Source organism: Vreelandella titanicae (assembly GCF_014697095.1).
GTDB classification, from domain to species: Bacteria; Pseudomonadota; Gammaproteobacteria; order Pseudomonadales; family Halomonadaceae; genus Vreelandella; species Vreelandella titanicae.
Map to the genome: position 1 here is coordinate 625,818 of NZ_CP059082.1, position 22,601 is coordinate 648,418.

Annotated in this window: 20 protein-coding genes; 8 read left to right on the top strand and 12 right to left on the bottom strand. The window is 56.3% G+C overall.

Annotated elements, in window-relative coordinates; all coding sequences use genetic code 11:
• Window positions 1-14 precede the first annotated feature (14 nt).
• The 11 genes from HZS52_RS03000 to HZS52_RS03050 form a co-directional block, all read right to left on the bottom strand.
• Complete coding sequence (locus HZS52_RS03000; protein WP_190374126.1) at window positions 15-2,312, bottom strand: ATP-dependent DNA helicase; 2,298 nt, start codon at window positions 2,310-2,312, stop codon at window positions 15-17.
• Window positions 2,309-4,000, bottom strand: a complete 1,692-nt coding sequence (locus tag HZS52_RS03005; protein ID WP_190374127.1) for a VRR-NUC domain-containing protein — start codon at window positions 3,998-4,000, stop codon at window positions 2,309-2,311. Before HZS52_RS03005 ends, HZS52_RS03000 begins: the two co-directional genes overlap by 4 nt.
• 211 nt (window positions 4,001-4,211) lie before the next feature.
• Window positions 4,212-5,999: a M14 family metallopeptidase gene (locus HZS52_RS03010; RefSeq protein ID WP_190374128.1), complete on the bottom strand. Its 1,788-nt coding sequence runs from the start codon at window positions 5,997-5,999 to the stop codon at window positions 4,212-4,214.
• Window positions 5,996-6,850 (bottom strand): ABC transporter permease, encoded by an 855-nt coding sequence (locus HZS52_RS03015; RefSeq protein ID WP_009287872.1) that lies wholly within the window; start codon window positions 6,848-6,850, stop codon window positions 5,996-5,998. The genes HZS52_RS03010 and HZS52_RS03015 overlap by 4 nt, the downstream gene beginning before the upstream one ends.
• 2 nt (window positions 6,851-6,852) lie before the next feature.
• Complete coding sequence (locus HZS52_RS03020) at window positions 6,853-7,776, bottom strand: ABC transporter permease (RefSeq protein WP_009287871.1); 924 nt, start codon at window positions 7,774-7,776, stop codon at window positions 6,853-6,855.
• A 94-nt stretch (window positions 7,777-7,870) separates the two neighbouring features.
• Window positions 7,871-9,400, bottom strand: a complete 1,530-nt coding sequence (locus HZS52_RS03025; RefSeq protein WP_041158922.1) for an ABC transporter substrate-binding protein — start codon at window positions 9,398-9,400, stop codon at window positions 7,871-7,873.
• Window positions 9,401-9,450: 50 nt separating this feature from the next.
• The gene (locus HZS52_RS03030) at window positions 9,451-11,307 is read right to left on the bottom strand and encodes an ABC transporter ATP-binding protein (protein WP_051052111.1); all 1,857 of its coding nucleotides are present in this window, start codon (window positions 11,305-11,307) and stop codon (window positions 9,451-9,453) included.
• 230 nt (window positions 11,308-11,537) lie between these two features.
• Window positions 11,538-11,873: a hypothetical protein gene (locus HZS52_RS03035; protein ID WP_022520776.1), complete on the bottom strand. Its 336-nt coding sequence runs from the start codon at window positions 11,871-11,873 to the stop codon at window positions 11,538-11,540.
• Window positions 11,874-11,975: 102 nt separating this feature from the next.
• On the bottom strand, window positions 11,976-13,010 hold the full coding sequence (locus HZS52_RS03040; RefSeq protein ID WP_190374129.1) for a histone deacetylase family protein: 1,035 nt from the start codon (window positions 13,008-13,010) through the stop codon (window positions 11,976-11,978).
• Window positions 13,011-13,045: 35 nt separating this feature from the next.
• Complete coding sequence (locus tag HZS52_RS03045; protein WP_022520778.1) at window positions 13,046-13,345, bottom strand: GIY-YIG nuclease family protein; 300 nt, start codon at window positions 13,343-13,345, stop codon at window positions 13,046-13,048.
• Complete coding sequence (locus HZS52_RS03050; RefSeq protein ID WP_041158919.1) at window positions 13,338-13,811, bottom strand: YchJ family protein; 474 nt, start codon at window positions 13,809-13,811, stop codon at window positions 13,338-13,340. Before HZS52_RS03050 ends, HZS52_RS03045 begins: the two co-directional genes overlap by 8 nt.
• Before the next feature lie 184 nt (window positions 13,812-13,995).
• Between HZS52_RS03050 and HZS52_RS03055 the strand changes: the two genes are divergently transcribed.
• Entirely contained in the window at window positions 13,996-14,307 is a 312-nt protein-coding gene (locus tag HZS52_RS03055) for a hypothetical protein (RefSeq protein ID WP_022520780.1), read from the top strand.
• A gap of 81 nt (window positions 14,308-14,388) precedes the next feature.
• Here the strand turns inward: HZS52_RS03055 and argE are convergent, their stop codons facing one another.
• Window positions 14,389-15,552 carry an acetylornithine deacetylase gene (gene argE, locus HZS52_RS03060; RefSeq protein WP_190374130.1) on the bottom strand — a complete coding sequence of 388 codons (1,164 nt, stop codon included), beginning with the start codon at window positions 15,550-15,552 and terminating at the stop codon, window positions 14,389-14,391.
• A gap of 216 nt (window positions 15,553-15,768) precedes the next feature.
• Here argE and ugpB point away from each other — a divergent pair, with 216 nt between their 5' ends.
• The 7 genes from ugpB to HZS52_RS03095 all read left to right on the top strand — a co-directional run bounded on the left by ugpB (window position 15,769) and on the right by HZS52_RS03095 (window position 22,594).
• Entirely contained in the window at window positions 15,769-17,094 is a 1,326-nt protein-coding gene (gene ugpB, locus HZS52_RS03065; protein WP_022520782.1) for a sn-glycerol-3-phosphate ABC transporter substrate-binding protein UgpB, read from the top strand.
• A gap of 90 nt (window positions 17,095-17,184) precedes the next feature.
• Complete coding sequence (gene ugpA / locus HZS52_RS03070) at window positions 17,185-18,069, top strand: sn-glycerol-3-phosphate ABC transporter permease UgpA (RefSeq protein WP_009288107.1); 885 nt, start codon at window positions 17,185-17,187, stop codon at window positions 18,067-18,069.
• Between the two features lie 18 nt (window positions 18,070-18,087).
• The gene (ugpE, locus tag HZS52_RS03075; protein ID WP_022520784.1) at window positions 18,088-18,930 is read left to right on the top strand and encodes a sn-glycerol-3-phosphate ABC transporter permease UgpE; all 843 of its coding nucleotides are present in this window, start codon (window positions 18,088-18,090) and stop codon (window positions 18,928-18,930) included.
• A gap of 1 nt (window position 18,931) precedes the next feature.
• Window positions 18,932-19,987 (top strand): sn-glycerol-3-phosphate import ATP-binding protein UgpC, encoded by a 1,056-nt coding sequence (locus HZS52_RS03080; protein WP_039860199.1) that lies wholly within the window; start codon window positions 18,932-18,934, stop codon window positions 19,985-19,987.
• A gap of 90 nt (window positions 19,988-20,077) precedes the next feature.
• Entirely contained in the window at window positions 20,078-21,307 is a 1,230-nt protein-coding gene (locus tag HZS52_RS03085) for an RNA polymerase sigma factor (RefSeq protein WP_138800158.1), read from the top strand.
• 82 nt (window positions 21,308-21,389) lie between these two features.
• Window positions 21,390-22,235 (top strand): YciI family protein, encoded by an 846-nt coding sequence (locus HZS52_RS03090; RefSeq protein WP_190374131.1) that lies wholly within the window; start codon window positions 21,390-21,392, stop codon window positions 22,233-22,235.
• Entirely contained in the window at window positions 22,232-22,594 is a 363-nt protein-coding gene (locus HZS52_RS03095) for a YciI family protein (RefSeq protein WP_190374132.1), read from the top strand. The genes HZS52_RS03090 and HZS52_RS03095 overlap by 4 nt, the downstream gene beginning before the upstream one ends.
• Window positions 22,595-22,601 lie beyond the last annotated feature (7 nt).

Consider the following 22,601-nt stretch of genomic DNA (forward strand, 5'->3'; position numbering starts at 1 on the left):
GTTAGGATCCTAAGTTAGGAGTGGATATCTCCCAGCGTCCACCAGCGTGGCAATAGCGCACGTACGCTGGCCTGGGCAAAACGATCATCCATTAATACCACAACCCCTTGATCTTCTGGACTGCGAATAACGCGACCTGCGGCCTGCACCACTTTGATCATGCCGGGAATGCGGTAGGTATAGTCGTCACCTTGGCCGAAGCGGGCGGTTAGTCGTGCTTTAAGCGCTTCGTTAAAGTCGTTAAACGGCGGTAGTCCCAAGGTGGCGATAAAGGCTCCGATCAATCGGTCGCCGGGCAGGTCGATGCCTTCTGCAAAGGCACCGCCCAACACCGCAAAGCCGATGCCTTCTCCGCCGGGTGCAAAGCGCGCCAGAAATTCCTCGCGCTGCGCTTCCGGCATCCCGCGGGTTTGGCTGAAAACGGGTACTTCCGGGTGCGCCTCGCGAAACCGCGCCAGCGCTGCCTCCAGGTAGGCAAAGCTGCTGAAGAACGCTAAATAGTGGCCTGATTTGCGCTGATACTGCTGCGCCATGGCCGCGACGATAGGATCGATAGAGGCGTCCCGATCCCGAAAACGCGTGGAGATATCCGTGCGTATACGCACCTCCAACTGACACGCAGTAAAGGGCGATGCCACTTCCCGCCATACCGTGTTTTCCTGCAAGCCCAGCAGATCCCGGTAGTAGTGGGCAGGGTTTAACGTCGCCGAAAACAGCACCACTGAGTGGGCCGCGTTAAACCGTGCGGCCAGAAAATCGGCGGGTATCAGATTGCGTAACCCCAACACCGCCTGACCGCGCCCATAGCGGGTAAGATCACACAGGGAGTGCTCACCAAAGCGCTCCGCCAGGCGGCAGAATGCCAGCGCTTCAAATAACAATTCCTGTAGTTCCAGGCTGGCATCTTCGGGGTGCTCACCCAGGTGGTCAGTGATGGCGGCGCCCACCTGTTGGGCAGCGGTGACTAGCTTGTCGGGCAATACCGTAAGCAGCCGGTAGGCCGGTTTCCTGGGGTCGCCCTCCTCTTCCAGCCCTGCTTCTTTAATCACCGCTTGCCATTGGCGGGACAAACGACCCAGGGGCCGGGAGAGCGCTTTGGGCGCAGCACGGCGAACCCGGTTGAAACGCTGCTGATCGAGCTCGGCGCTGTACATGCCGCGGGCGCGCTCAATCAGATTATGCGCTTCGTCGACCAGCACGCCCGTTCGCCAATCGTTGGCCTGGGCCAAACCGTGCAGCAGGGCGTGGCTATCGAACCAGTGATTGACGTCACCGACGATCACATCCGCCCAGCGCGCCAGCTCCTGGCCGAGATAATAGGGGCAAACATCGTGGGCCAACGCCACTTCGCGCAGCGCGTCGCGATCCAGCCATCCCTGATCCACCGCCGCTTGGCGTGCTGCAGGCAGGCGATCGTAAAAGCCGGCGGCCAATGGGCACGACTCGCCGTGGCAGGCGCGATCTGGGTATTCGCAGGCTTTATCCCGGGCCACCAGTTCCAGCACGCGCAGGGGCTGGGCCTCGGCGGCGTCGCGCCTGCCGCGCAGTGTCGCCAGGGCATCCAGCGCCAAACGGCGGCCAGGGGTTTTCATGGTCAGAAAGGCGATCCGATCGAGCTGCTGGCGGGGCATGGCCGAAAGCATCGGAAACAGCGTGCCCATGGTTTTACCAATACCGGTGGGCGCCTGGGCGAGCAGGCAGCGCCCGGTGCTGGCAGCTTTGTAAACATCTTCAGCGAGTTCGCGCTGGCCGGGGCGAAACGCAGCATGGGGAAAGCGCAGGGTCTGCAGACCGCTATCGCGATCCTGACGGTGCCCGGCCTCCTGTTCTGCCCAGGCAAGGAAGCGTTGGCACTGCTCGGCAAAGAACGCCTGGAGTTCGTCGGCAGTGGCTTCCTGGCTGATCAGGGTCTCTTTGCCGCTGGCAATATCCAGATAAACCAACGTCAAGGTAACCTGTTCCAGCGCACGCTCAGCACACAGTAACGCGCCGTAGACTTTTACCTGCGCCCAGTGGAGGGCGCGCTGGTTTTCCGCCATGCGCTCCAGACTGCCACGGTGGGTCTTGACCTCTTCCAGGCGGTTGGCCTTTGGGTCAAAACCATCGGCGCGGCCGGTAACTATCAGCCCTTCAAACTTGCCCGACAGGGGCAGTTCAGCGAGATAGTCTTCTCCCCGGCGGCTGGCCACCAGCGTATGCCCTTCCATCCCTTCGCGCGCACTGGGCGCCGGGGTAAAGCGGTGATCGAGATCGCCCTGCCGAGCGGTAAAATCGCACAGCGCGCGCACCGCCACGCGATAGGTCGCGCTCATGGTTCAGGCTCGTCGCCAGTCGACCAGGTCACGTAACACACCGCCACGGGCATGGCATGGCGGTGAAAAAACGTAAGCCAGCGGCGTTGGTTATCCTGCAGCCGATCGCCGGGGCCTTTGACCTCAATCATCCGATAGCGCGGCTCGCCAACGGGCGCACCGGGCATAAATTGAATTAAATCCGGCAGTCCGGCCCGGTTGGCTTTCAAATCCCCCAGCAGCCGCTCAAAGCACAAGCGTAGGTGCACGGCGGGAATGCACGTCAATGCCAGCTCAACCAGCGGTTCATCGACAATCGCCCAGTGCACAAAGGGGGATGTCAGGCCGTGTTTCTCCCGCCAAGTCGCCCGAATCACCTCTTGGTAGCTGCCATCTTCCAGGTGCGCTAGGCAGGCATCGAAGGTATCTCGCCGCCGCGCCACAAAATCGTCGCGGTATAAATCCGCCGGGCCATTGTGGAAAGGATGGAAGAAGGCCCCTGGCAGTGGGGCGAAAATCGCTGGCCAGCAGAGCAGACCAAACAGCCCGGGCAGCAGCGCATTCTCCACGTAGTAGCTCGGCGCCCCAGGCTCGCTGAGTGCCTCGACCACGGCGCGTTCGACCCACTGCGGCCCGGGCAATGATAAGTCCCAGCGCTCATGGGCAGGTTCAGGGTCGCTCGGCTCAGCAGGCAACTTAAGCCGCCGCCGCAAGCGGGGCAGAATCCGCGCCAGCGCTTGATGTTCGGTCTCGTTAGGGCTGCTATCCAGCGCCTGGGTCGCCCGTGCAAAAGCCGCTTGGTGTTCGCCCACTCGCTCCAACACACGTAGCTGTCGAATGCGCGCTTCGCTACTGTCTGCATCGCCATAGAGTGTCAGCGCAAGTGCAGAGTCACCGCTGCGCTCAGCCTCGCGGCCCAGTTGCAGCAGCAACCGAGCGCGCCGCGTGGCCAACCAGCGGTTATCCGAGGGCGACGGTACTTCACGGTAAAGATCAGCGGGCAATTCGCCCTCATCAAGACGTTGGCGCAAATGATGGAGCACCAGGTAGGTATCCACTTCCTGGCGCGACTGGAACGCGCTTGACTGCGGGGTAAAAGGCACCGACTCGAAACGCTGGAGGCCAAGCTCGGTCAAAACGAACTCGGCCCAGTCCTGGCGCAGGTTGCCAAAGAACATCAGCCGCAGACGGTCGCAAGTCTCCATGACGGTGAGACGCACCACACGATCAGGCGCGTTGGGCCACCAGGTCGGCAGCGATACGGTGTGTGTAAGTCGGCTTGCCAGGGTGTCGTAGAGCACGGTTTTGGCGCTAGAGGCACTCAGCCCGGCAGCGCGTATCTCCGCCGCCAACGCTTGGCGTAACTCGGCCAAGCGTAGCTGGTGAAACAACTCATCGACACTAAGTGCCGGGTCGCTATCGACCCAACCTAGCGACACCAAGGGCGCCATCGCCGTCGCGCTGTCGCCGATCTCGGCATAGCTGAGCTTGCCAAGTCGGAACAGCTCGCCTTTGCGCATCACCATGCGCACCAGCAGCGCTTGGGAGGCTTGCGGTAAGCTCTCAAACTGTTCAAGAAAAGCGAGCTCGTCTGCCGCGAGCAGATCAGCATGGCGCTCCCCCACCCAGGCCAAAACGAAGCGAAAGTTCGTCAGATAATAGAAGGGGTCGTCAAGGGAGGCGGTAGGTGTCGCGAAAGCACTGTTCATTTATCCATTATAACAGTGCTCTGGCGATGTCGTACAACCCAGGTGCCGACAACAGGTTTCCGCGAGGTCGCTATGAACCCTTCCGTGGGTGCTACTTTCGACATCTGACCGCCATGGATGGCGGAAATGCCGGAATTGTCAGGAATCTTTTCCGGCCCTGTCGAAAGGCCCTCTCTTCAACCTGCCCTCGCACCTAGCTATTAAAGGAGTATTAACTATTTAATAAGAGCGTTTGAAAGGCGTTATAGGCCGCCACCACCGTTGCCATTTGCGCGGTATGCGCCTGTACAAAGGGCTCGTCGGTTAGGGTTTCATCAGGGTATTCAGTGATCAGCATAAATGGCATTAATTGATCGGCGTCTTCCGAGCTTAAGTAGGGGAAGCCATTCAATATCGGGAAAGTTAACGCCCCTGCATGGGTCTCAAATAGCGCAATTTGCGCGGCATTAAATTCGACCAGCCCAGGCACTTGCGCAAGCTGCTGGGTAACGGCTTCCACCAACTGCTCGGCGGCTGTTTCATAGCCTGGCTGATAGCGCAGGATCAAAAAGAAGCCCTTGGGAATCGTCCACATCTCAAAGCCGCGGGGCACGTAACCGCTTAACGGCCGCGTCCACTCATGGGCCGGGTAGCCGTGCAGATTGATATGCAGTCCGGCATTACTGAAAGCAAATGCCTGTTCACGAATAGCATGTTCAAATGGCTGCCCAAGCGGCTGGCTCTGGAGGTCATTACCAAAGGCGGTATAGCGCGCCGCGTGGTGCATATGGCGTGGCTGAGTGGCGACGAGCCGGCCTTGCAATGCGTAGCCATCAGGATTTTCCAGCGGCGAAATGACGAAGTGGGCCTCAGGCTCACCGCTAAGCTGCGCCGCAGCACGCAACGCCCCCACCACGCCGGAGGTTTCGTTGGCATGCTGCCCCGCACTGATCATAACGGCGCGGTCACTGCCGACGATATAACGTGCCTCTACCGCTCTCCCCGCTCGTGTATTGGCCTGTAACGCCTGACCACCCAGCGCTGCCAATAACGCCTCTATTTGCTCAACGCCGATAGCCTGCTGAGCGCTCTCCAGTTCGACCTCGGCCCGCGGCAGTTGGGAGGCATCCAAAGGCCGTAGGCTGACGTTTAAATAGGCTCGCTCCCCCTGAGAGGAGACTTCCGGCACAATCTGCCCCGGCTGAATGGATCGATCCCCCAGCGCCAAACCTGCGCGGCGCTGAAAATACTCCAGCGCTGAGAAATAGAGCTCTTCATGGAGCCCCTCGGCAAGGCTGATATGCTCATCGTCCAACGCTAAACGGCGGTCACTACAGGGCAACTGCACCGTAAAGTTGAGCTCTTCAAAGTAGGGCGATGCTGTCTGCCACTGGGTTGAGGATAACGTCGCCATCGCCGCTTGAAACAGCGCTTCATAGTCCGTCTCAACAATTGACTCGCTTACCTCGCCATTGGGAGAGGTGAGCCGCAGCCAGCCACAGGGTGAGCACTGTGCTTCATCTACATGATCTAAATGTTGACGGTTAGGTGCATCAACCCAATACGTTTCCCGCTCCCCAGTGCTACGCTCCACACGAATGCGATAATGAAGAGGTGTAGAAATAGTGGTTGAAATAGTGGCAGGCGTAGCATCAACTTCTTCCCAGCATAGCGCTACACCTTGCGGAAGTAGCGCCGCCAGCGGGTAGGCTTCCAGCAGAAAGCGGCGCGGCGCATGTGCTAACACCGGGTACTCAATTACCAGCGACCGCAGCGACGCCCACGAGAACTCCTCTAAAAAGAAGTGCACCAGGGGCTTATAGGCACTGCGCAGGCGCGCATTAATACCAGCAGCCTTGAAGGCCGTTTCTGTGGCTTGGCGTTCGCTTTCATCGTCGAAGACCCACGCCTCCAACTGATAGCCTTGATAGGCAGGCGTGGCGTACTCATCAAGCAAAGATCGCGTGGTGCGTGGAAACGAGCACTCTAACAAGATCTCGATACGGGGATCGTTGGTCATAAGGAGGTGCGTCCGGTGGGATCCAAGGCATCCCGGAGCCAGTCACCCAGCAGGTTCAGCCCTAGCACGGTTAACAGAATAGCCAAGCCAGGGAACACACTAACCCACCACGCCGTTTGCAGATAGGTACGCCCTTCCGCCAGCATGCCGCCCCAACTGGGAATCACTGGATCCACGCCCAAGCCTAAAAAGGTCAGGCTGCTCTCAAGCAGAATATTATTGGCCACATTGAGGGTCATCAGCACGATGACGGGGCCAATCAGATTCGGCAACAGATGCTGGAACAGAATACGAATATCTTTCACCCCAATCGCTTTGGCCGCCAGAATAAATTCGCGGTCGCGCAGCGATAGCACCGAGCCGCGCACCAAGCGCGCGTACTGCACCCACTGGGAGATAATCAGCAGAATAATCATATTGGTTAGCCCGCCACCAATCACGGCGATAAAGGTAATCGCCAGCAGAATAAAGGGCAGCGCGAGCTGCACGTCGGCAAAGCGCATCACGATCATATCCAGGAACCCGCCGTAGTAGCCGGATACCAACCCCATAATGATGCCGATCACCACCGCCCCAAGGGCGGAGTAGACCCCAACTTTTAGCGAGATTTCACCGCCGATAATCACCCGCGCGAGCACGTCCCGGCCTAATGGATCCGTGCCCAGGGGAAAGCCAGGCTCCACCAGCGGCGGCGTTAAACGGTAGGCTAAGTTAAGCTCTGAACCTCCTCCGGGAAATAGCCAGCCGGAGAAGATCACCGCTAAACCAATACCGCCCACAAGCAGCACGCCAAGGATAAACTCAAGGTTTTTAAAGCGTTTCAATTTGTCGGTTTTAATAGCTGCGGTCATGGTTATTCCTTGCGCACCCTGGGGTCAACCAGGCCATAGGCGATATCAACAAGCAGGTTAATGGAGATGATCATTAACGAGAGCACGGTAATAACGCCTTGTAAGACGGGATAGTCCCGGGCCGATACGGCTTCGAAAGCCAAGGTGCCGAGTCCTGGCCAGTTAAAGACACGCTCGACAACCACGATACCGCCCAACAGACCACCGAACTGCAAACCAAAATAGGTGATCAGCGGAATGGAGCAGTTACGCAGCGCATGTTTGTAGAGTACGACCGTGTTGGAAAGGCCTTTTGCCCGCGCCACCATGATGTACTGAGAGCGGAGGGTATCCAGCATAGTGGTTCGCACAAGGCGCACGTTGGTGGCGGTTAGAATGATCCCCATCGTCGCCGCGGGCATAATGAAGCTGGAGAAGCCCTCCATGCCACTGGGCGGCAGCAGATTAAAAGTGATGGAGAGCAGCAGCACCAGCATGATGGCCAGCCAGAAGTTAGGAAAAGAGAGCCCGATCAGGGAAAAAATCCTGATCATCTGGTCGGGCCACCTTCCCCGCGATACCGCGGCCTTAATACCCAGAGGTATCGATACCACGATAGACACAAACAGCGAGGCAAAAGCCAGCGCCAAGGTGGCGGGCAGCGCGCGACCAATCAAGTCACTCACTGGGGTTCCGCCCATAAAGCTGCGCCCAAAATCACCCACCACCAGACCGCGCAGGAAACCGATGTACTGGGCCAGGAAGGATTGATTCAAACCCAAGGCTTCACGAATCCTTTCCAGATCCGCCTCGGTAATACTACCCGCCCCTTGCGCCAGCATGACCGCCGGATCACCGGTTAACCTGATCGCAAAAGAGACGATCAGCGTCACGGCGATCACCACAAAGACGGCCTGCAGTATTCGATAAAGAAGAAATTTTGCCACTATGACCCCAAGCCCGAAACGCTTACATGAAGCTTTTGTGAAGTGTCAGTGTGAAGAGCCGACCGCCCTTTCAAGCGGCCGGATGGCGTCACGTTTATTCACTAACGTCCACGTTGGTTAAACGCATACGGTTATCCGGGGCAGGTTCAAAATTCTCCACCCGGTCACTGACACCGTAGAGGGCATTGATGCTATAGAGCGGCATTTCCAAGGCGCGATCCTGGGTATACTGCGCAATCGCCTGGAGCAGCGTTTCTCGCTCTTCCTGATCAGTAATGCTGCGCTGGGCTTCGAGCATTTCATCTAACTCAGCGTCGCTATCATAAGGATTCCAGCGTTCGCCCGTGTGGTACATCAGGTAAGCGGTATTGTCGAAGTCGAACGTCCAACCGCCCCATTTCTGCTGGAACATCTCCCCAGTGCGGCCTGCCGGGATAATGTCGTTAAGTAGCACATTGGTTTCATATGGCTGGATCGAAGCGGTAATCCCCACCCCTTGTAGGTAAGACGCCACTACCTGGGCCACCTCACCAAAGGTGGCGTCGTTACCGCGCACATCAATCTGTACCGTGGCGCCTTGCTCGACGCCCGCTTCATCCAGCAGTTTGCGAGCCTGCTGCGGATCATACGGCAGGGGCTCCATATCAGGGTCGTTACCGAAGGACTGAGCGCCCTGGAAACTGGCGATCATTTCTCCCTCACCAGCCAGGATGGAGTCGATAATCGCCTGACGATCCACGGCCATAATCAAGGCTTTACGCACGCGTTCATCGGCGGTAATACCGGATTGGGTGTTGAACCGAATCGCTTCCACCGTCGGCGAAGCCACGCTAACGATGCTGGCGCCGTCGTGGTTATTGATGGTGTCGATCATGCCGATAGGAATCGTCGGCGGAATAACGATATCAACCCGCCCAGCCTGCAGTTCAGCCACGGCGGTGGAAGGCTCGGAGATAAAGCGGTAAGTCACTTCGTCAAGTTTCGGCGCGCCGCCCCAGTGGTCAGCAAAGGCCTCAAGCTGAACGTCTTCACGAGGATTATATTCCACTACTTTGAAAGGCCCAGTGCCTACCGGATGGGTATTGAAGTGTTCATCACCATGCTCGGTCAGATACTCCGGTGGCACAATCATCGCCCCGTAGCCTGCTAGCTTAGTGAGCAGTACTGGGTCGGGCTCATTCAGGTGGAAGTCAACTGTGTACTCATCGATGACTTCCACGCTTTCAATCGCCGTGTAGTTGGAGCGCTGGGGCCCCTGCCCACCTTCCTCACCTAATAAGCGATCAAAGGTAAACTTTACCGCTTCCGCATTGAAGGGCTCGCCATTATGGAAGGTGACGCCTTCACGCAGAGTGAAACGGATACGGGTACCATCATCCAGTTCCTCCCACTCGGTTGCCAGACCGGGCACCAGCTCTAAATCAGGGCCTCGATAAGTCAAACCATCGAAAATATTGGTGGCAACCGAGGCCCAATTCACCAAAAAAGTGTCGATGGGATCCCAGCTACCCGGATCTTGCGGCGAAGCAATCGTTAATGAACCAGCCTGCGCAGAGGCAGAGAAGGCAGCGCTCAGAGCCATACCGGCGATGGCACCATTGAGCACGCGTTTGTTTTTCTTCATGGGATTACTCCTGTTGTTGTCTCACAGTTTTTATACCATCAGGAAACTAACTATGATGCCAAACGCTCGGCGCTGCCTACTTCCTGGGCAACGAAATGACCGCTAGCCACCTGCACTAATGGCCAATGTTCTGGCTCATCACCGACCTTACGAATGGGGCTAAGAATATCGCCCTGCAGCAATGTACGCTCCCGCCTCTGTGCGGGGTCGGCCACGGGCACAGCGCTCAACAGCTTGCGTGTATAGGAGTGCTGAGGCGAATCAAACACCGCTCGGCGCTCGCCTAACTCAACGACTTGGCCAAGGTGTAATACCGCTACGCGGTGGCTCATTTTTTCCACCACTGCCATATCGTGACTAATGAACAGATAGGCCAAGCCTTCGTCTTGCTGCAACTCCATGAGCAGGTGAATGATCTGCGCCTGGATGGAAACATCGAGGGCGGATAGCGCTTCATCAGCAATGATCAACTTAGGCTTGGAAGCCAGAGCGCGGGCAATACATACCCGTTGGCGCTGGCCGCCGGAAAATTCATGGGGATAGCGCTCAGCCTGATCAGCACTCAAACCAACGCGCTCAAGTAACTGATTAACGCGCTGACGGATTGCTTTAGCACCGTGCAGCAAGCCGTGCGTACGAATGGGTTCGGCTATCGAAAAGCCCACGGTTTTGCGGGGATCCAAGGAGGCAAACGGATCTTGAAAAATGTACTGCACTTCTTGGCGCAGGCGCATTTTTTCTGCCCGGGACATGTCAGCCACGGCCTTGCCACCAAAGCGTATCGTGCCACTGGTGCTTTCCTGCAACTGCTGAATGGTGCGCCCGATGGTCGACTTGCCAGATCCCGACTCGCCTACCAGCGCCAGCGTCTCTCCAGGAAAAATGCTGAAACTGACATTTTCCACCGCATGGACGCGATGGCTAACCCCCCCAAAGAACCCTTTTCGGATATCGAAACGGGTGACTAAATTTTCTATCTCCACCACCGGGGCTTCATCGATTCTAGCGGTATCCTGCTGACGACTTTCACCCAGAGTGCGCGCAACATTTCCATCCAGCACCACTAATGGATCCATGCGTGGAAGAGCTTCGCCCTGCATACTGCCAAGTTTAGGCACCGCCGCTAACAGTGCTTGGGTATAGGGGTGTTGGGGGCGGGCGAAAATCTCCTCCACCGCCCCTTCCTCGACCTTTTCGCCATGGCGCATGACCACTACCTGGTCGGCCATCTCCGCCACCACCCCCATATCGTGGGTAATGAAGATGACAGCCATCCCTAGCTCCTGCTGCAGGTCACGCATAATGGTAAGGATCTGCGCCTGAATGGTGACATCCAATGCGGTGGTGGGCTCATCGGCAACCAGCACTTTTGGTCGGCAGGCCAGCGCCATCGCTATCATCACTCGTTGGCGCATGCCGCCGGATAGCTGGTGGGGGTAACGTTTTAACAGCGCTTCAGCATCGGCCAGGCGCACCAGTTTTAACAGTTTTACTGCTTCGACCCGCGCCGCGTCTTGGGTTAGCTTCTCATGCAATACCAGCACTTCGGTAATCTGATCGCCAATAGTGTAAACCGGATTCAGCGATGTCATTGGCTCCTGAAAAATCATGGCAATCTCTTTGCCACGTATCTTGCGCATCGCCTTATCCGAAAGCTGGGTAAGATCTTGCGGTTGAGAGCCACTGGCGTCACGGTGGAACAGTATTGTGCCGCTGGTAATCTCAGCATTCATGTACTCCACCAAGCGCATAATAGCCAGTGAAGTCACCGATTTACCCGAGCCAGATTCGCCAACGATTGCCGTCGTTTTACCGGGATAAACATCAAAACTCAGATTTTTAACAACCTGGTTGGAGCCAAAATTCACGCCCAAGGAGCGAACCGATAGCGCTGGTGTAATGGTCACAAGATGTATTGCCCCCTGCTCTTAGATAGCGTTTTTTTAAAACGTTAGTCGAGTAGACATATCCTTTCAAACTACTCATCTTATTAAACTTTTGTCAATACATCGTTATTAAGCACCTACTGATTCTTCTGCCATTAAAAAATTCGGCTTCCTGTTAAGACATACATCTCGCGCACAAAAAAAGCCCCATCGCAGGAGCTTTTGATCGCAGTTAGTGCTGATGGGTGCTGTTACCCCACCCGGTGCTGCTTGAGCACGGTGAGGCTTCGTTCTTCTTCGCTTTGCGGCTGGGAAGGTGCTTGACGGGTGCCGACCAGCACGTACCACTCGGCCTCTGAAAGGTAGGTTTGGCACCAGCGACCAAGGTCGGCTGCGCTCTCTTCGCGGCTAGAATCGCCGCAGCGGTAGTCGTTCGCCAAATGAAGGAGGTCTTGACGGGCGGTACGCGCACGGGCGTTGCCACCGTGTACTTTTACCAACGGGCAGCGCCGGTCATAGGCGGCGTTGGTTAACGCATTAAGCCAACGCTCCAATTCATGTGCCTGAATTCCACCATACACTGCCACGCTTGAGCTCCCTGCCCCGTTTAAAGGGCAATAGCCTGCCCGATTTAGGGGCCGCTGTCACGGTTAACCTTTACCCTTGTTTAGATGCAGTTCCAGACCGTTTTATAGCGCCTGTTCAAAACCTTGTAACACGTTGACTACATTGACACCTATTTCATCTACAGCATAGCCCCCTTCCATCAGAAACACGCTGGGTAAGCCTACTTGGGCCAGGCGCTCACCTAACGCTGTGAAATCTTCGCTGGTAAAGGTGAAGGCACTTATGGGGTCACCTTCGAAGATATCGACCCCTAACGATACGATCAGGCATTCACACTCCGCGGCTTTAATTTGCGCCAAGGCTAGCTCAAGTGTGGCCATCCACCTGGTAACGCTGGTGCCCGGAGGCAACGGGTAATTGACGTTAAAGCCCTTGCCTTGCCCTTCGCCGTTTTCATCAGCGTAGCCCAAATAGTAAGGAAAGGTGACTTCAGGGTCGCCGTGCAGTGAGATAAACAGCACATCATCACGCTGGTAGAAAATCTGCTGGGTGCCGTTGCCGTGGTGAAAGTCGACGTCAAGAATGGCGACCCGGCGTTTGCCTGCATCCAGCGCGCGCTGGGCGGCAATGGCGGCATTGTTAAAGAAGCAGTAACCGCCAAACTGATCAAACGCGGCGTGGTGGCCTGGCGGCCGGCATAAACCAAAACTGGGTTCGCCGGTTTGTAACGTATGCTCTACCGCGCCTAACGCCACGTCTTTGCTCGCCATGGCGGCTTCAAAGGTTCCTGCTGAGATCGACGTTTCCGCCGCCAGCGCGTAGTAGCCTAGCTGACCGCTAACCGATCGCGGGATGCGGTCGCCACGCATGGTTCGTGCGGGCCAAATATTGGGAATCGCCTCCCCCTCATGCCCAGCCGCCTGCCACTCTTGCCAACAGTTGGCTAGAAACGTTACGTACTCTTTGTCATGCACCGCTAATACTGGGGCTAATCCATAAGCGCTAGGGGTACGAATATCGCCAAGCCCGGACTGGTGAAGATGCTTTAGCACTAGATCAAGGCGTTCGGGGCACTCAAACGGGGTCACCAGCGCGCCGTCATGTAACTCCGTGCGCGCTTGGCGCAAACGGCTGTCCTCTGAGTAAAACGTCAGCATGTAGGTTCCTTAATCTACGCCTAACGGAAAAGAGTCTAGTTAGCTTCTAATTGTACAGGCCACTGCTTGGCCCAGCGGCGCTTTTGGCTCGGTGTTTGTTGCTTTAACTGATATTCAGCCCGGCTTGCGGCGGCGCGGTCTTCAAACGGTTCGGCACCCAGCAGTGCAACAGGCGGATTTGCACGGGTATAACGCGCCCCTTTGCCGGTGCAGTGCGCTTGATAACGCTTTGCCAGGTTATTGGTAATGCCCGTATAGGTGCCACGCTGGCACTCCAGCAAATAGAGATACCATTGCGGTTCGGCTTTGTGAGGCTGAACGATGCCACTATTCACCGCAACATACCTTTAATTTACGCCCACTACCACATAAGCACGGGTCGTTGCGGCGTGGTTTCAGGCGGGTAAGCGTGGGTGTTCCGTCTATATACCACCAGCGTTGCTGCTCTTTAACGAAGCGGGAGACCTCTTCTAATACATGCCAGCCTTTTTGCACTCGCCCCCTTTCATAAAAACAGGCACGAAAATGCACGTAACCGATATTGTCGAGCGGCGGTTCTGCGGAGACGATAGATAGCGACTTCCACTCAGCGTCAGGATCAGGCGCAAGCTCTGCAGGGCGGGTAGAGGGGTGCCATGTCGCCAACAGGTAGTCGCTACGCCCTAGCACAAAAGCCACATAGCGAGAGCGCATCAAAGCTTCAGGCGTGGGGGCAAGCCCGCCTTGGTGATAACGGCCACAGCACTTATCAAGCGTTAATAAGCTACCACAGGGGCAACTTGGATTAGTTGTGGAGGTCATAGAAAAGCTCGTTAGTCACATCTTTTATAGCCTAACCGATACGCCCTATGCGCGTCGCCCAACGTGTATCACTATTGTTCGATATTTATGCTGCGTTAGGTATATAGTAGTGGGGCAATACATTCAGACGATGGGGTACGAAACACGATCGATCATTCTTTCCAAAATTTTTGGAGGTTCTCCTATGAAGGTCTTTAAACCGGAATGGCAGTGCACGTTTAGCGTAAACGAAGGCGCGGAAGAATCAGCAACTTGGAAAGAGAAAATCGCGTGGCGGCTCAGGGGAGTTGCGGATCGGCTGGAAGGTGGTGGGCGCACGGTAAAAATCGATTACCGAGTGACGCCAGCGGTTAGCCAACAGGAAGTCGACACTTGCTTAGGCAAGGGCTTCGAAGTAACTCAACGCCTGCTAACGCAGTTAGCCCAACAGCAGGCGTGCGAAGATGTGATGCGCCATGCCAAAGCTGAGCTGTTTGAACAACATCCTCAGCACTGAAAAAGCGACATGGTATGAAAGCACTACAAAAAATCCCACCCCATTAACCGGGTGGGATTTTTTTGGGCAGTTATTAGCTAGTTAGACAGTCTTCTCTAACGCTTTACCCATCTTCGTTAGAAAATCCTCACACGCTTCAAGCTGCTCAATATCAATATATTCATCGGGCTGATGCGCCTGGGCGATGCTGCCGGGGCCAAGAATTATTGTCTGCAAGCCCTGGCCCTGGAACTGCCCCGCTTCCGTGGCGTAAGCCACCGCGTGGTCGCAGCACCCTGCGGGCAAATGGTCTTTGGCTAGGCGAAGTACCTGATCGTTTTCGCGGTCGGCCAGGCCCGGCACTGTCACGTTTAGCGGCTCAGTAGTAATTTCAACGTGCTTGCCTTTGGCCTGCAGCTCAGCGCTTAGCTGGGCGCAATAGGCCTCAAAGCGCGCGTATATTTCGTCGAAGGTGTCCGTGGGCAGATGGCGAATTTCCCACTCGAACTGGCACTCCCTAGCCATGATATTGATCGCCGTACCACCTTTGATTTTGCCAACGTGCAGGCTGGTGTGAGGCACGTTAAAGGCCTCATCGATGCGCCCCTCTTCCACCAACGCCGCCATGGTGTCCTCAATAAAGGTCACTAGCCTTGCCGCCACATGAATGGCTGAGGTGCCCTGATTAACCTGACTGCTGTGGGCTTCGCGGCCAATCACCGTGGTGCGTAAATTGGTTGCGCCTTTCTGCGCCACCACTGGCTGCATGCTGGTGGGCTCGCCGACAATCACATGGGCGGTGGTGGAGTAGTGCTCGTAAAAGCGCTTAATGAGGCTTGGCGCACCCACGCAGCCGATCTCTTCGTCATAGGAGAAACCCAGATAAATCGGCTGCTGCAGAGGCGCTTTCGTCCAAGTGGGCACCATCGACAATACGCAGGCGATAAAACCTTTCATATCGCAGGTGCCACGCCCATAAAGGCGCCCATCGCCACCATCACGCAGGGTGAACGGATCGCTCGACCACGGCTGCCCCGCCACCGGCACCACATCGGTATGCCCGGAAAGCATCACACCGCCCGGCGCCTCTGGGCCAATTCTTGCGATCAGGTTGGCCTTGGTACCGCAGGGGCTCATCACCCGCTCGGCGCTAACGCCATACTCTGCCAAATAGCCTTCCACATACTCAATCAGCGCCAGATTAGATTCACTGGAAGTGGTATCGAATGACACCAGCTTCGTCAGTAAAGTGGTCACGTCAGTCATACTGCTCTCGTTAGTTGGACTCTTCCTATCACACTATCATCGCCCTCTTCCTTTTCCTACTCAGTAGGCCTGCTGGCAGCGCAATGTTGACTGTCACGGCAGGTTCATCGTGCATTCACTAAAACGTCATCTACACTTCTTAATGTTCAGTGCATCTAAAAATCTCAACAAACGCATTGCACGCCTGACTAAGTTCAGGCCTATAAGGAGCTTGTTATGTCTCGTTTCACACTGCACGCGCTTGCCGTAGGGGTGGCGACGGCCAGCCTAAGCCTGTCTGCTCAGGCGGCAACAGAGATTAGCTGGTGGCACGCCATGGGCGGCCAACTGGGCGAAATTCTCGAAGAGATGACCCAAGACTTCAACGAGTCTCAAGACGACTACCACGTTACCCCCAGCTATCGCGGCACCTATACCGAAACGATGACGGGCGCGATCGCCGCCTTCCGTGCCAACGAGCAGCCGCATATCCTGCAGGTGTTTGAAGTCGGCACTGGCACCATGATGAACGCCAAAGGCGCCATCTACCCAGTGTACGAGCTGATGGAAGAGCATGGCCGCGCTTTCGATAAAGAAGCCTTCCTGCCAGCCGTCGTGGGTTATTACACCGACACCAACGGCAATATGCTCTCTTTCCCGTTTAACTCCTCTACGCCAATCATGTACTACAACAGGGATATGTTTGAAGAAGCGGGTCTGGATCCCGAGCAGCCCCCACAAACATGGGACGAAGTGGCCGATTTTTCACGCCAAATCGTCGAGTCTGGTGCGGCCAGCTGTGGCTTTACCACCTCCTGGCCTAGCTGGGTCATGCTGGAAAACTTCTCCGCTTGGCATAACGTGCCGCTAGGTACACTGGAAAACGGCTTTGGCGGTATGGAAACCGAGTTTACCTTCAACAATGAGCTGGTCGCTCGCCACTGGGACAACCTCCACGACTGGCAGGAAGAAGGTGTCTTTAAATGGGGTGGCCCCGGCTCCGGCCCCGACTCTGAGCCGATGTTCTACTCCCAGGACTGCGCGATTTTCTTCGGCTCTTCTGCTTCACGTGCGGATGTCGCCGCCAATTCAGAATTTGAAGTTGGCTTTGGCATGCAGCCCTACTACGACGACGTAGAAGGCGCACCGCAGAACTCAATTATCGGTGGCGCCACTCTGTGGGCACTGCAGGGCCATAGCGATGACGAATACGAAGCCGTTGCGGCGTTCTTTGAGTACCTCTCCCAGCCCGAAGTACAGGCACAGTGGCACCAGCAAACTGGCTACCTGCCCATCACTCAGGCCGCTTGGGATCTGAGCCAAGAACAGGGCTACTACGAAGAGAATCCAGGCGCGGATATTTCGCTGAAACAGATGACTCTCAACGAGCCGACCGAGAACTCCAAAGGCCTACGCTTTGGTAACTTCGTGCAGATTCGCGACATCATCTCCGAAGAGATGGAAGCGGTGATGACCGGTGACAAATCGGGTCAGGAAGCAGCGGATGAAGCAGTAGCACGCGGCAATGATCTGCTCCGTGATTTTGAAGCTGCCAACCAGTAAATAAGTACTCACTTCGCCGCCTACCCTTCTGGGTAGGCGGCGATTTCGTTTGTTGATGCTTATTTTTGCTAACAATTTGCAGAGCTGCCCATGCAAACCAAACGCATGACCTACCCTGGTCGCTTTTTGCCCTACGCGCTGCTGGCGCCCCAGGTGATTGTGACACTGATTTTCTTTATCTGGCCTGCGGGCCAGGCGCTGTATCAGTCGCTACTGCGCGAAGACGCCTTTGGGCTGCGCTCAACGTTTGTGGGTCTTGAGAACTTTGCCCGTCTATTTCGTGACGGCAGTTATGTCAATTCGCTATCGGTGACGGTGGTATTCGCCGTGGGCACTACCCTGCTATCGATGACAGTGGCGCTTTTATTGGCCAGTACCGTCAACCGGATGATTCGCTCACGCAGCACCTACACCACGCTACTGGTGTGGCCCTACGCCATCGCCCCCGCGCTTGCGGGCGTGTTGTGGTGGTTTATCTTCAACCCCTCTATCGGCATTGTGCCCTATATGCTGGAAATGGTGGGTTACCAGTGGAACCACCGTAACTCGGGCAGTGACGCCATGCTGCTGGTGATTTTTGCCGCCGCCTGGAAGCAGATATCCTATAACTTTTTGTTTTTCCTGGCGGGCTTACAGTCAATCCCGCAATCGCTGATTGAAGCCGCCTCCATTGACGGCGCCAGCCCGACTAAGCGCTTCTGGACGATTATTTTCCCGCTGCTCACGCCGACCACTTTCTTCTTGCTGGTGGTTAATGTGGTGTATGCCATGTTCGACACCTTCGCGATCATCCACGCCACCACCGCAGGCGGCCCGGCCCAGGCGACCAATATTTTAGTGTACAAGGTCTACGCCGATGGTTTTGTGGGCCTCAACCTCGGTTCCTCGGCAGCTCAGTCGGTGATTCTGATGGTGATCGTGGTGGCATTAACGATGATCCAGTTCCGCTTTATTGAGCGCCGAGTCAATTACTAAGCCTTTGGGAGAACGTTAATGGTTGAAAACCGCCCTTGGGCTAACCTGATAGCCCATATTGTTTTGATCTCTGGTGTCGCGCTGGTGGTTTTTCCGGTGTATGTCGCGATCATCGCCTCTACCCATTCCCTATCGGGTTTGCTGCAGGGTACTCTGCCACTGCTGCCCGGTGGCCACGGGATCGAAAACTACACGCGCATGTGGCAGTCGGGCGTCTCCAATGCCGGCGCACCGCCGGCCGCCCTGATGCTGTGGAACAGTTTTATAATGGCCATGGCGATCACGGTAGGTAAGCTGTCTATTTCGCTGCTTTCCGCCTTTGCCATCGTCTACTTCCGTTTCCGCTTTCGGATGTTCTTCTTCTGGGTGATCTTCGTCACGTTGATGCTGCCGGTGGAAGTGCGCATTATTCCGACTTTTCAGGTCGTTGCGGATCTTAAAATGCTCAATAGCTTTGCCGGGCTATCGATCCCGCTGATTGCCTCGGCTACCGCAACCTTCTTGTTCCGCCAGTTCTTTATGACCATTCCCGAAGAGATGCTCGAAGCCGCCCGGGTCGATGGCGCCGGGCCACTGAAGTTTTTTAAAGACATCTTAATGCCGCTGTCGGTGACCAATATCGCCGCGCTGTTTGTGATCATGTTTATCTACGGCTGGAACCAGTACCTCTGGCCGTTAATTATCACTACCGACCCTGATTATTACACCATCGTAATGGGCATTCAGCGCATGACCTCGGAAGAGAACCCACAGTGGCAATTAGTGATGGCCGCGGTGGTCATGGCAGCGCTGCCGCCTGTATTAGTGATTCTGTTTATGCAACGCCTATTTGTGAAAGGCCTGACCGAGACGGAGAAATAAGATGGCCAGCATTACCTTGGAAGGGCTAAAGAAAACCTATAGCGGCGATGTTCATGCCGTCAAAGGCATCGACTTACAGATTGAAGATGGCGAGTTTGTGGTGCTGGTGGGGCCTTCCGGCTGCGGCAAATCTACCCTACTGCGCATGGTGGCGGGGCTTGAAACCATTACCGAAGGCACGCTCAAAATCGGTGACCGGGTGGTCAATAAGCTAGAGCCCGCCGAGCGCGATATCGCCATGGTGTTCCAGAACTACGCGCTCTACCCGCATATGACGGTGTACAACAACCTAGCTTACGGCCTCAAGAACCGCGGGTTTAACAAAGAAGACATTGAAAAGCGCGTGCGAATTGCCGCCAAAATGCTCGAGATCGAAGAGTTTCTGGAGCGCAAACCGCGCAAGCTCTCTGGTGGTCAGCGCCAGCGCGTCGCCATGGGCCGCGCGTTGGTGCGCGACCCGGCAGCCTTTCTATTCGATGAGCCACTTTCCAACCTGGATGCCAAACTGCGCGTGCAGATGCGCGTGGAGATCAAACAGCTGCAGCGGCGCCTGAAGACTACCAGCCTGTATGTGACCCACGACCAGCTGGAAGCCATGACACTGGGTGACCGTTTAGTGGTTCTTAACGCCGGGCAGATTGAGCAAGTGGGCACACCCATGGATATCTACGCCCGCCCCGCCAGCATGTTTGTCGCCGGGTTTATCGGCTCCCCCGCCATGAACATGCTGCCGGTGGATTACTTGAACGAACAAGGCGCCAATGGCCTGCTGGATAACCTGCCCGACGGCACCGATGTCGTCGGCATTCGACCGGATGATATGCATCTAACGCCGCCGACCGCGCCTCACCTAATTGTCGACTCAACGCTGGCGCTGTTTGAAGCCGCGGGGGCCGAAAGCCACCTATATGTGACCCTCGCCGATAGCGACCAGCCTACAGTCATCCGCGTTTCGGGGCAGCCGCCCGTTGCCGAAGGCGAAACCCTGCGATTTTTTGTGACCCGCGACGCTCTGCATCCTTTCAACAGCGCCACGGGAAAACGCACCGGGGATTGAATACCTATCCCCCGAAAGACAAAACAAGAAAAACAAGTCAACGGAGAAACCATGCGCTACGTTTGAGATAAAGCTTACGGATCTCCCTTGATGAGTACTGAACCTTCATACGTCGATGACCTGTATCGTGAGCACTCCCGGCGCGTGCAGGCGACGCTGATACGCCTACTGGGGGATTTTGAACTAGCCGAAGAAGCCATGCAGGATGCCTTTGTGGCGGCGGTTCAACAGTGGCCGGTTAACGGCAAACCTGACAACCCCACGGCATGGCTAATTCGCACCGGCTACCACTGCGGAATAGACCAAATTCGCCAACGCAGTACTGCTCGCCGTCGGGCTCACTTGCTATTACCCACAGATGAAGCGCTGGATCTTGAGCCCACCACCATCGAAGATGACGCCTTGCGGCTGCTATTCACCTGCTGCCACCCAAGTTTGAGCATGGAAGCACGGATTGCCCTGACGCTTCGCGAGATGTGCGGTTTGACCACTGAGCAAGTAGCCAGCGCGCTACTGATGAAGCCTACGACGCTGGCACAGCGTATCGTACGAGCCAAACGCAAAATTCGCGATGCGCATATCCCTTATGCCGTGCCTACCCAGGAAGAGCTGCCCGAGCGTTTACCCGATGTGCTCCAAGTCATCTATCTGGTCTTCAACGAAGGCTACTCGCGCAGCACGGGCGCCAGCGTGGTCGATATCAGCCTAACAAAAGAAGCCATGCGACTGGGTAATGAGCTGGCGCGGCTACTGCCCCAGGGGGAAGTATTTGGGCTGATGGCTTTGATGCTGCTTAATGATGCCCGCCGGGATGCGCGCCAGGATAGCGACGGTGAGCTGGTAACCCTGGATGCTCAGGACAGACGCCTATGGCGCCAAGAGGATATCCAGGTCGGAATAACGTGGCTAGAACAGGCACTGGCGCTCACCCCCACCGGGTACTACACCCTTCAGGCGTCGATTGCCGCCGTACACGCCCAGGCTAGCCACGCCGAGCAAACAGACTGGGGGCGTATCGTCAGACTCTACGATGCTCTCTGCCGACGTTTTCCATCGCCGATTCTGGCGCTGAACCGTGCGGTCGCCATTGCCATGAATGGTGCACCCGATACCGGCCTGAAGTTACTCGACGACATCGCTCATCACCCACAAATCAACCGCTATTATCTATTTCATGCCGCAAAAGCGGATTTACTGCGTCGCCAAGGCCAGCATGAGGCCGCGCGCAGCGCCTATCAACAGGCGCTACTATTGGTCACCCTGGATCCAGAAAAACGCTTTTTGAACAGGCGATTGGCAGAACTCGAAAATTCCCCATAAAAAAATGCTTAGGCTATGTCGATTCAAGACGACGCCAAACGACTACAGAGAGTCACTACCCTGACCAACCAGGAGGCTCTCAATGAAATTCATGCTGATACGCCGTGCCGATGCCAACACCGAGAATGGCGCTATGCCATCCCAGGAAATGCTTGCCGCCATGGCTGCTTATAACCAGCGAATGATCGAGGCTGGCGTGTTTTTGAACGGCGATGGCTTACATCCGACCAGCGAAGGGTGCCTGATCCGTTTCAAAAACGGTGAGCCCACCATCATCCCCGGGCCTTTGTCTCCAGCCAGTGAGCGTATTGCTGGCTATAGTGTGCTCGAAGCCCCCTCCCTGCAGGCGGCTATTGAGTGGGCCCAGCAGTGGCCCACCCAGGATGCCGATGGCAACGTGACCCTTGAGCTACGGCGCTACTTCTCACTGGAGGATTTTGAGCCCGGTGCCGGAATTGAGCAGCACCGTAACCTTGCTCGTATACCGGATGCCATGAACGTGCACGTTGCCTTTCCCGGCACCTGCCGGGAAGCCATGCAGTTCTATGCCGATGTCACCGGAGGGCATCTGGAGTGCCTGTTGACCTATGCTGACACACCCGCCGCTGAACACATGCCGCCTGCCCTCCATGACCGCATTATCCATGCTTCGTTGAACCTACGTGGCCGTCGCTTAATGGGCGCCGATATGGCGGCTGACTGCTATACACCACCGCAAGGGATAGAGGTTCAATTGGAGTATCAGGATATCGAGCAGGCCGCACGAACCTTTGCTCAGCTAGCGGAGGGTGGAAAGATTGTCATGCCGTTCGAAGCAACCTTCTGGTCACCAGGGTTCGGCATGACGGTAGATCGTTTTGACGTCGGCTGGATGGTAAACGTTCCGTCAGACAACTGCCCCTTGGCCACAGAAGGAGACTCCCCATGAAGTACGTTGCGCTGGTCTATTACCAAGAACAGATTATCAACGCCATGAGCGAACAGGCGTGGCACGACCTCAACCAGGAGTGTATTGCTGGGGTTGAGCGCCTGAGCGCCAGCGGCCACTACCTGGCCGGGCAGCCGTTACAACCGACGGAGACCGCCACCACCGTACGCGTGCGCGATGGCGAGACGTTAATCTCCGATGGCCCCTTTGCGGAAACCAAGGAGCAGTTGGCCGGTTTCTACCTGCTCGAAGCCCACGACTTGAATGAGGCGCTGCAGCTGGCTAGCCGTATTCCACCAGCCCGGCTGGGCAGCATTGAGATACGCCCCGTTCGAGAACTCCCCCCTAAAGCAGAATAAAACAGTA

Coding starts and splice junctions, on each gene's coding strand:
- HZS52_RS03000 (WP_190374126.1), bottom strand. CDS start 2,312: ATGAGCGCGACCTATCGCGTGGCGGTGCGCGCGCTGTGCGATTTTACC.
- HZS52_RS03005 (WP_190374127.1), bottom strand. CDS start 4,000: ATGAACAGTGCTTTCGCGACACCTACCGCCTCCCTTGACGACCCCTTC.
- HZS52_RS03010 (WP_190374128.1), bottom strand. CDS start 5,999: ATGACCAACGATCCCCGTATCGAGATCTTGTTAGAGTGCTCGTTTCCA.
- HZS52_RS03015 (WP_009287872.1), bottom strand. CDS start 6,850: ATGACCGCAGCTATTAAAACCGACAAATTGAAACGCTTTAAAAACCTT.
- HZS52_RS03025 (WP_041158922.1), bottom strand. CDS start 9,400: ATGAAGAAAAACAAACGCGTGCTCAATGGTGCCATCGCCGGTATGGCT.
- HZS52_RS03040 (WP_190374129.1), bottom strand. CDS start 13,010: ATGCTGACGTTTTACTCAGAGGACAGCCGTTTGCGCCAAGCGCGCACG.
- HZS52_RS03050 (WP_041158919.1), bottom strand. CDS start 13,811: ATGACCTCCACAACTAATCCAAGTTGCCCCTGTGGTAGCTTATTAACG.
- HZS52_RS03055 (WP_022520780.1), top strand. CDS start 13,996: ATGAAGGTCTTTAAACCGGAATGGCAGTGCACGTTTAGCGTAAACGAA.
- argE (WP_190374130.1), bottom strand. CDS start 15,552: ATGACTGACGTGACCACTTTACTGACGAAGCTGGTGTCATTCGATACC.
- ugpB (WP_022520782.1), top strand. CDS start 15,769: ATGTCTCGTTTCACACTGCACGCGCTTGCCGTAGGGGTGGCGACGGCC.
- ugpA (WP_009288107.1), top strand. CDS start 17,185: ATGCAAACCAAACGCATGACCTACCCTGGTCGCTTTTTGCCCTACGCG.
- ugpE (WP_022520784.1), top strand. CDS start 18,088: ATGGTTGAAAACCGCCCTTGGGCTAACCTGATAGCCCATATTGTTTTG.
- HZS52_RS03080 (WP_039860199.1), top strand. CDS start 18,932: ATGGCCAGCATTACCTTGGAAGGGCTAAAGAAAACCTATAGCGGCGAT.
- HZS52_RS03085 (WP_138800158.1), top strand. CDS start 20,078: ATGAGTACTGAACCTTCATACGTCGATGACCTGTATCGTGAGCACTCC.
- HZS52_RS03090 (WP_190374131.1), top strand. CDS start 21,390: ATGAAATTCATGCTGATACGCCGTGCCGATGCCAACACCGAGAATGGC.
- HZS52_RS03095 (WP_190374132.1), top strand. CDS start 22,232: ATGAAGTACGTTGCGCTGGTCTATTACCAAGAACAGATTATCAACGCC.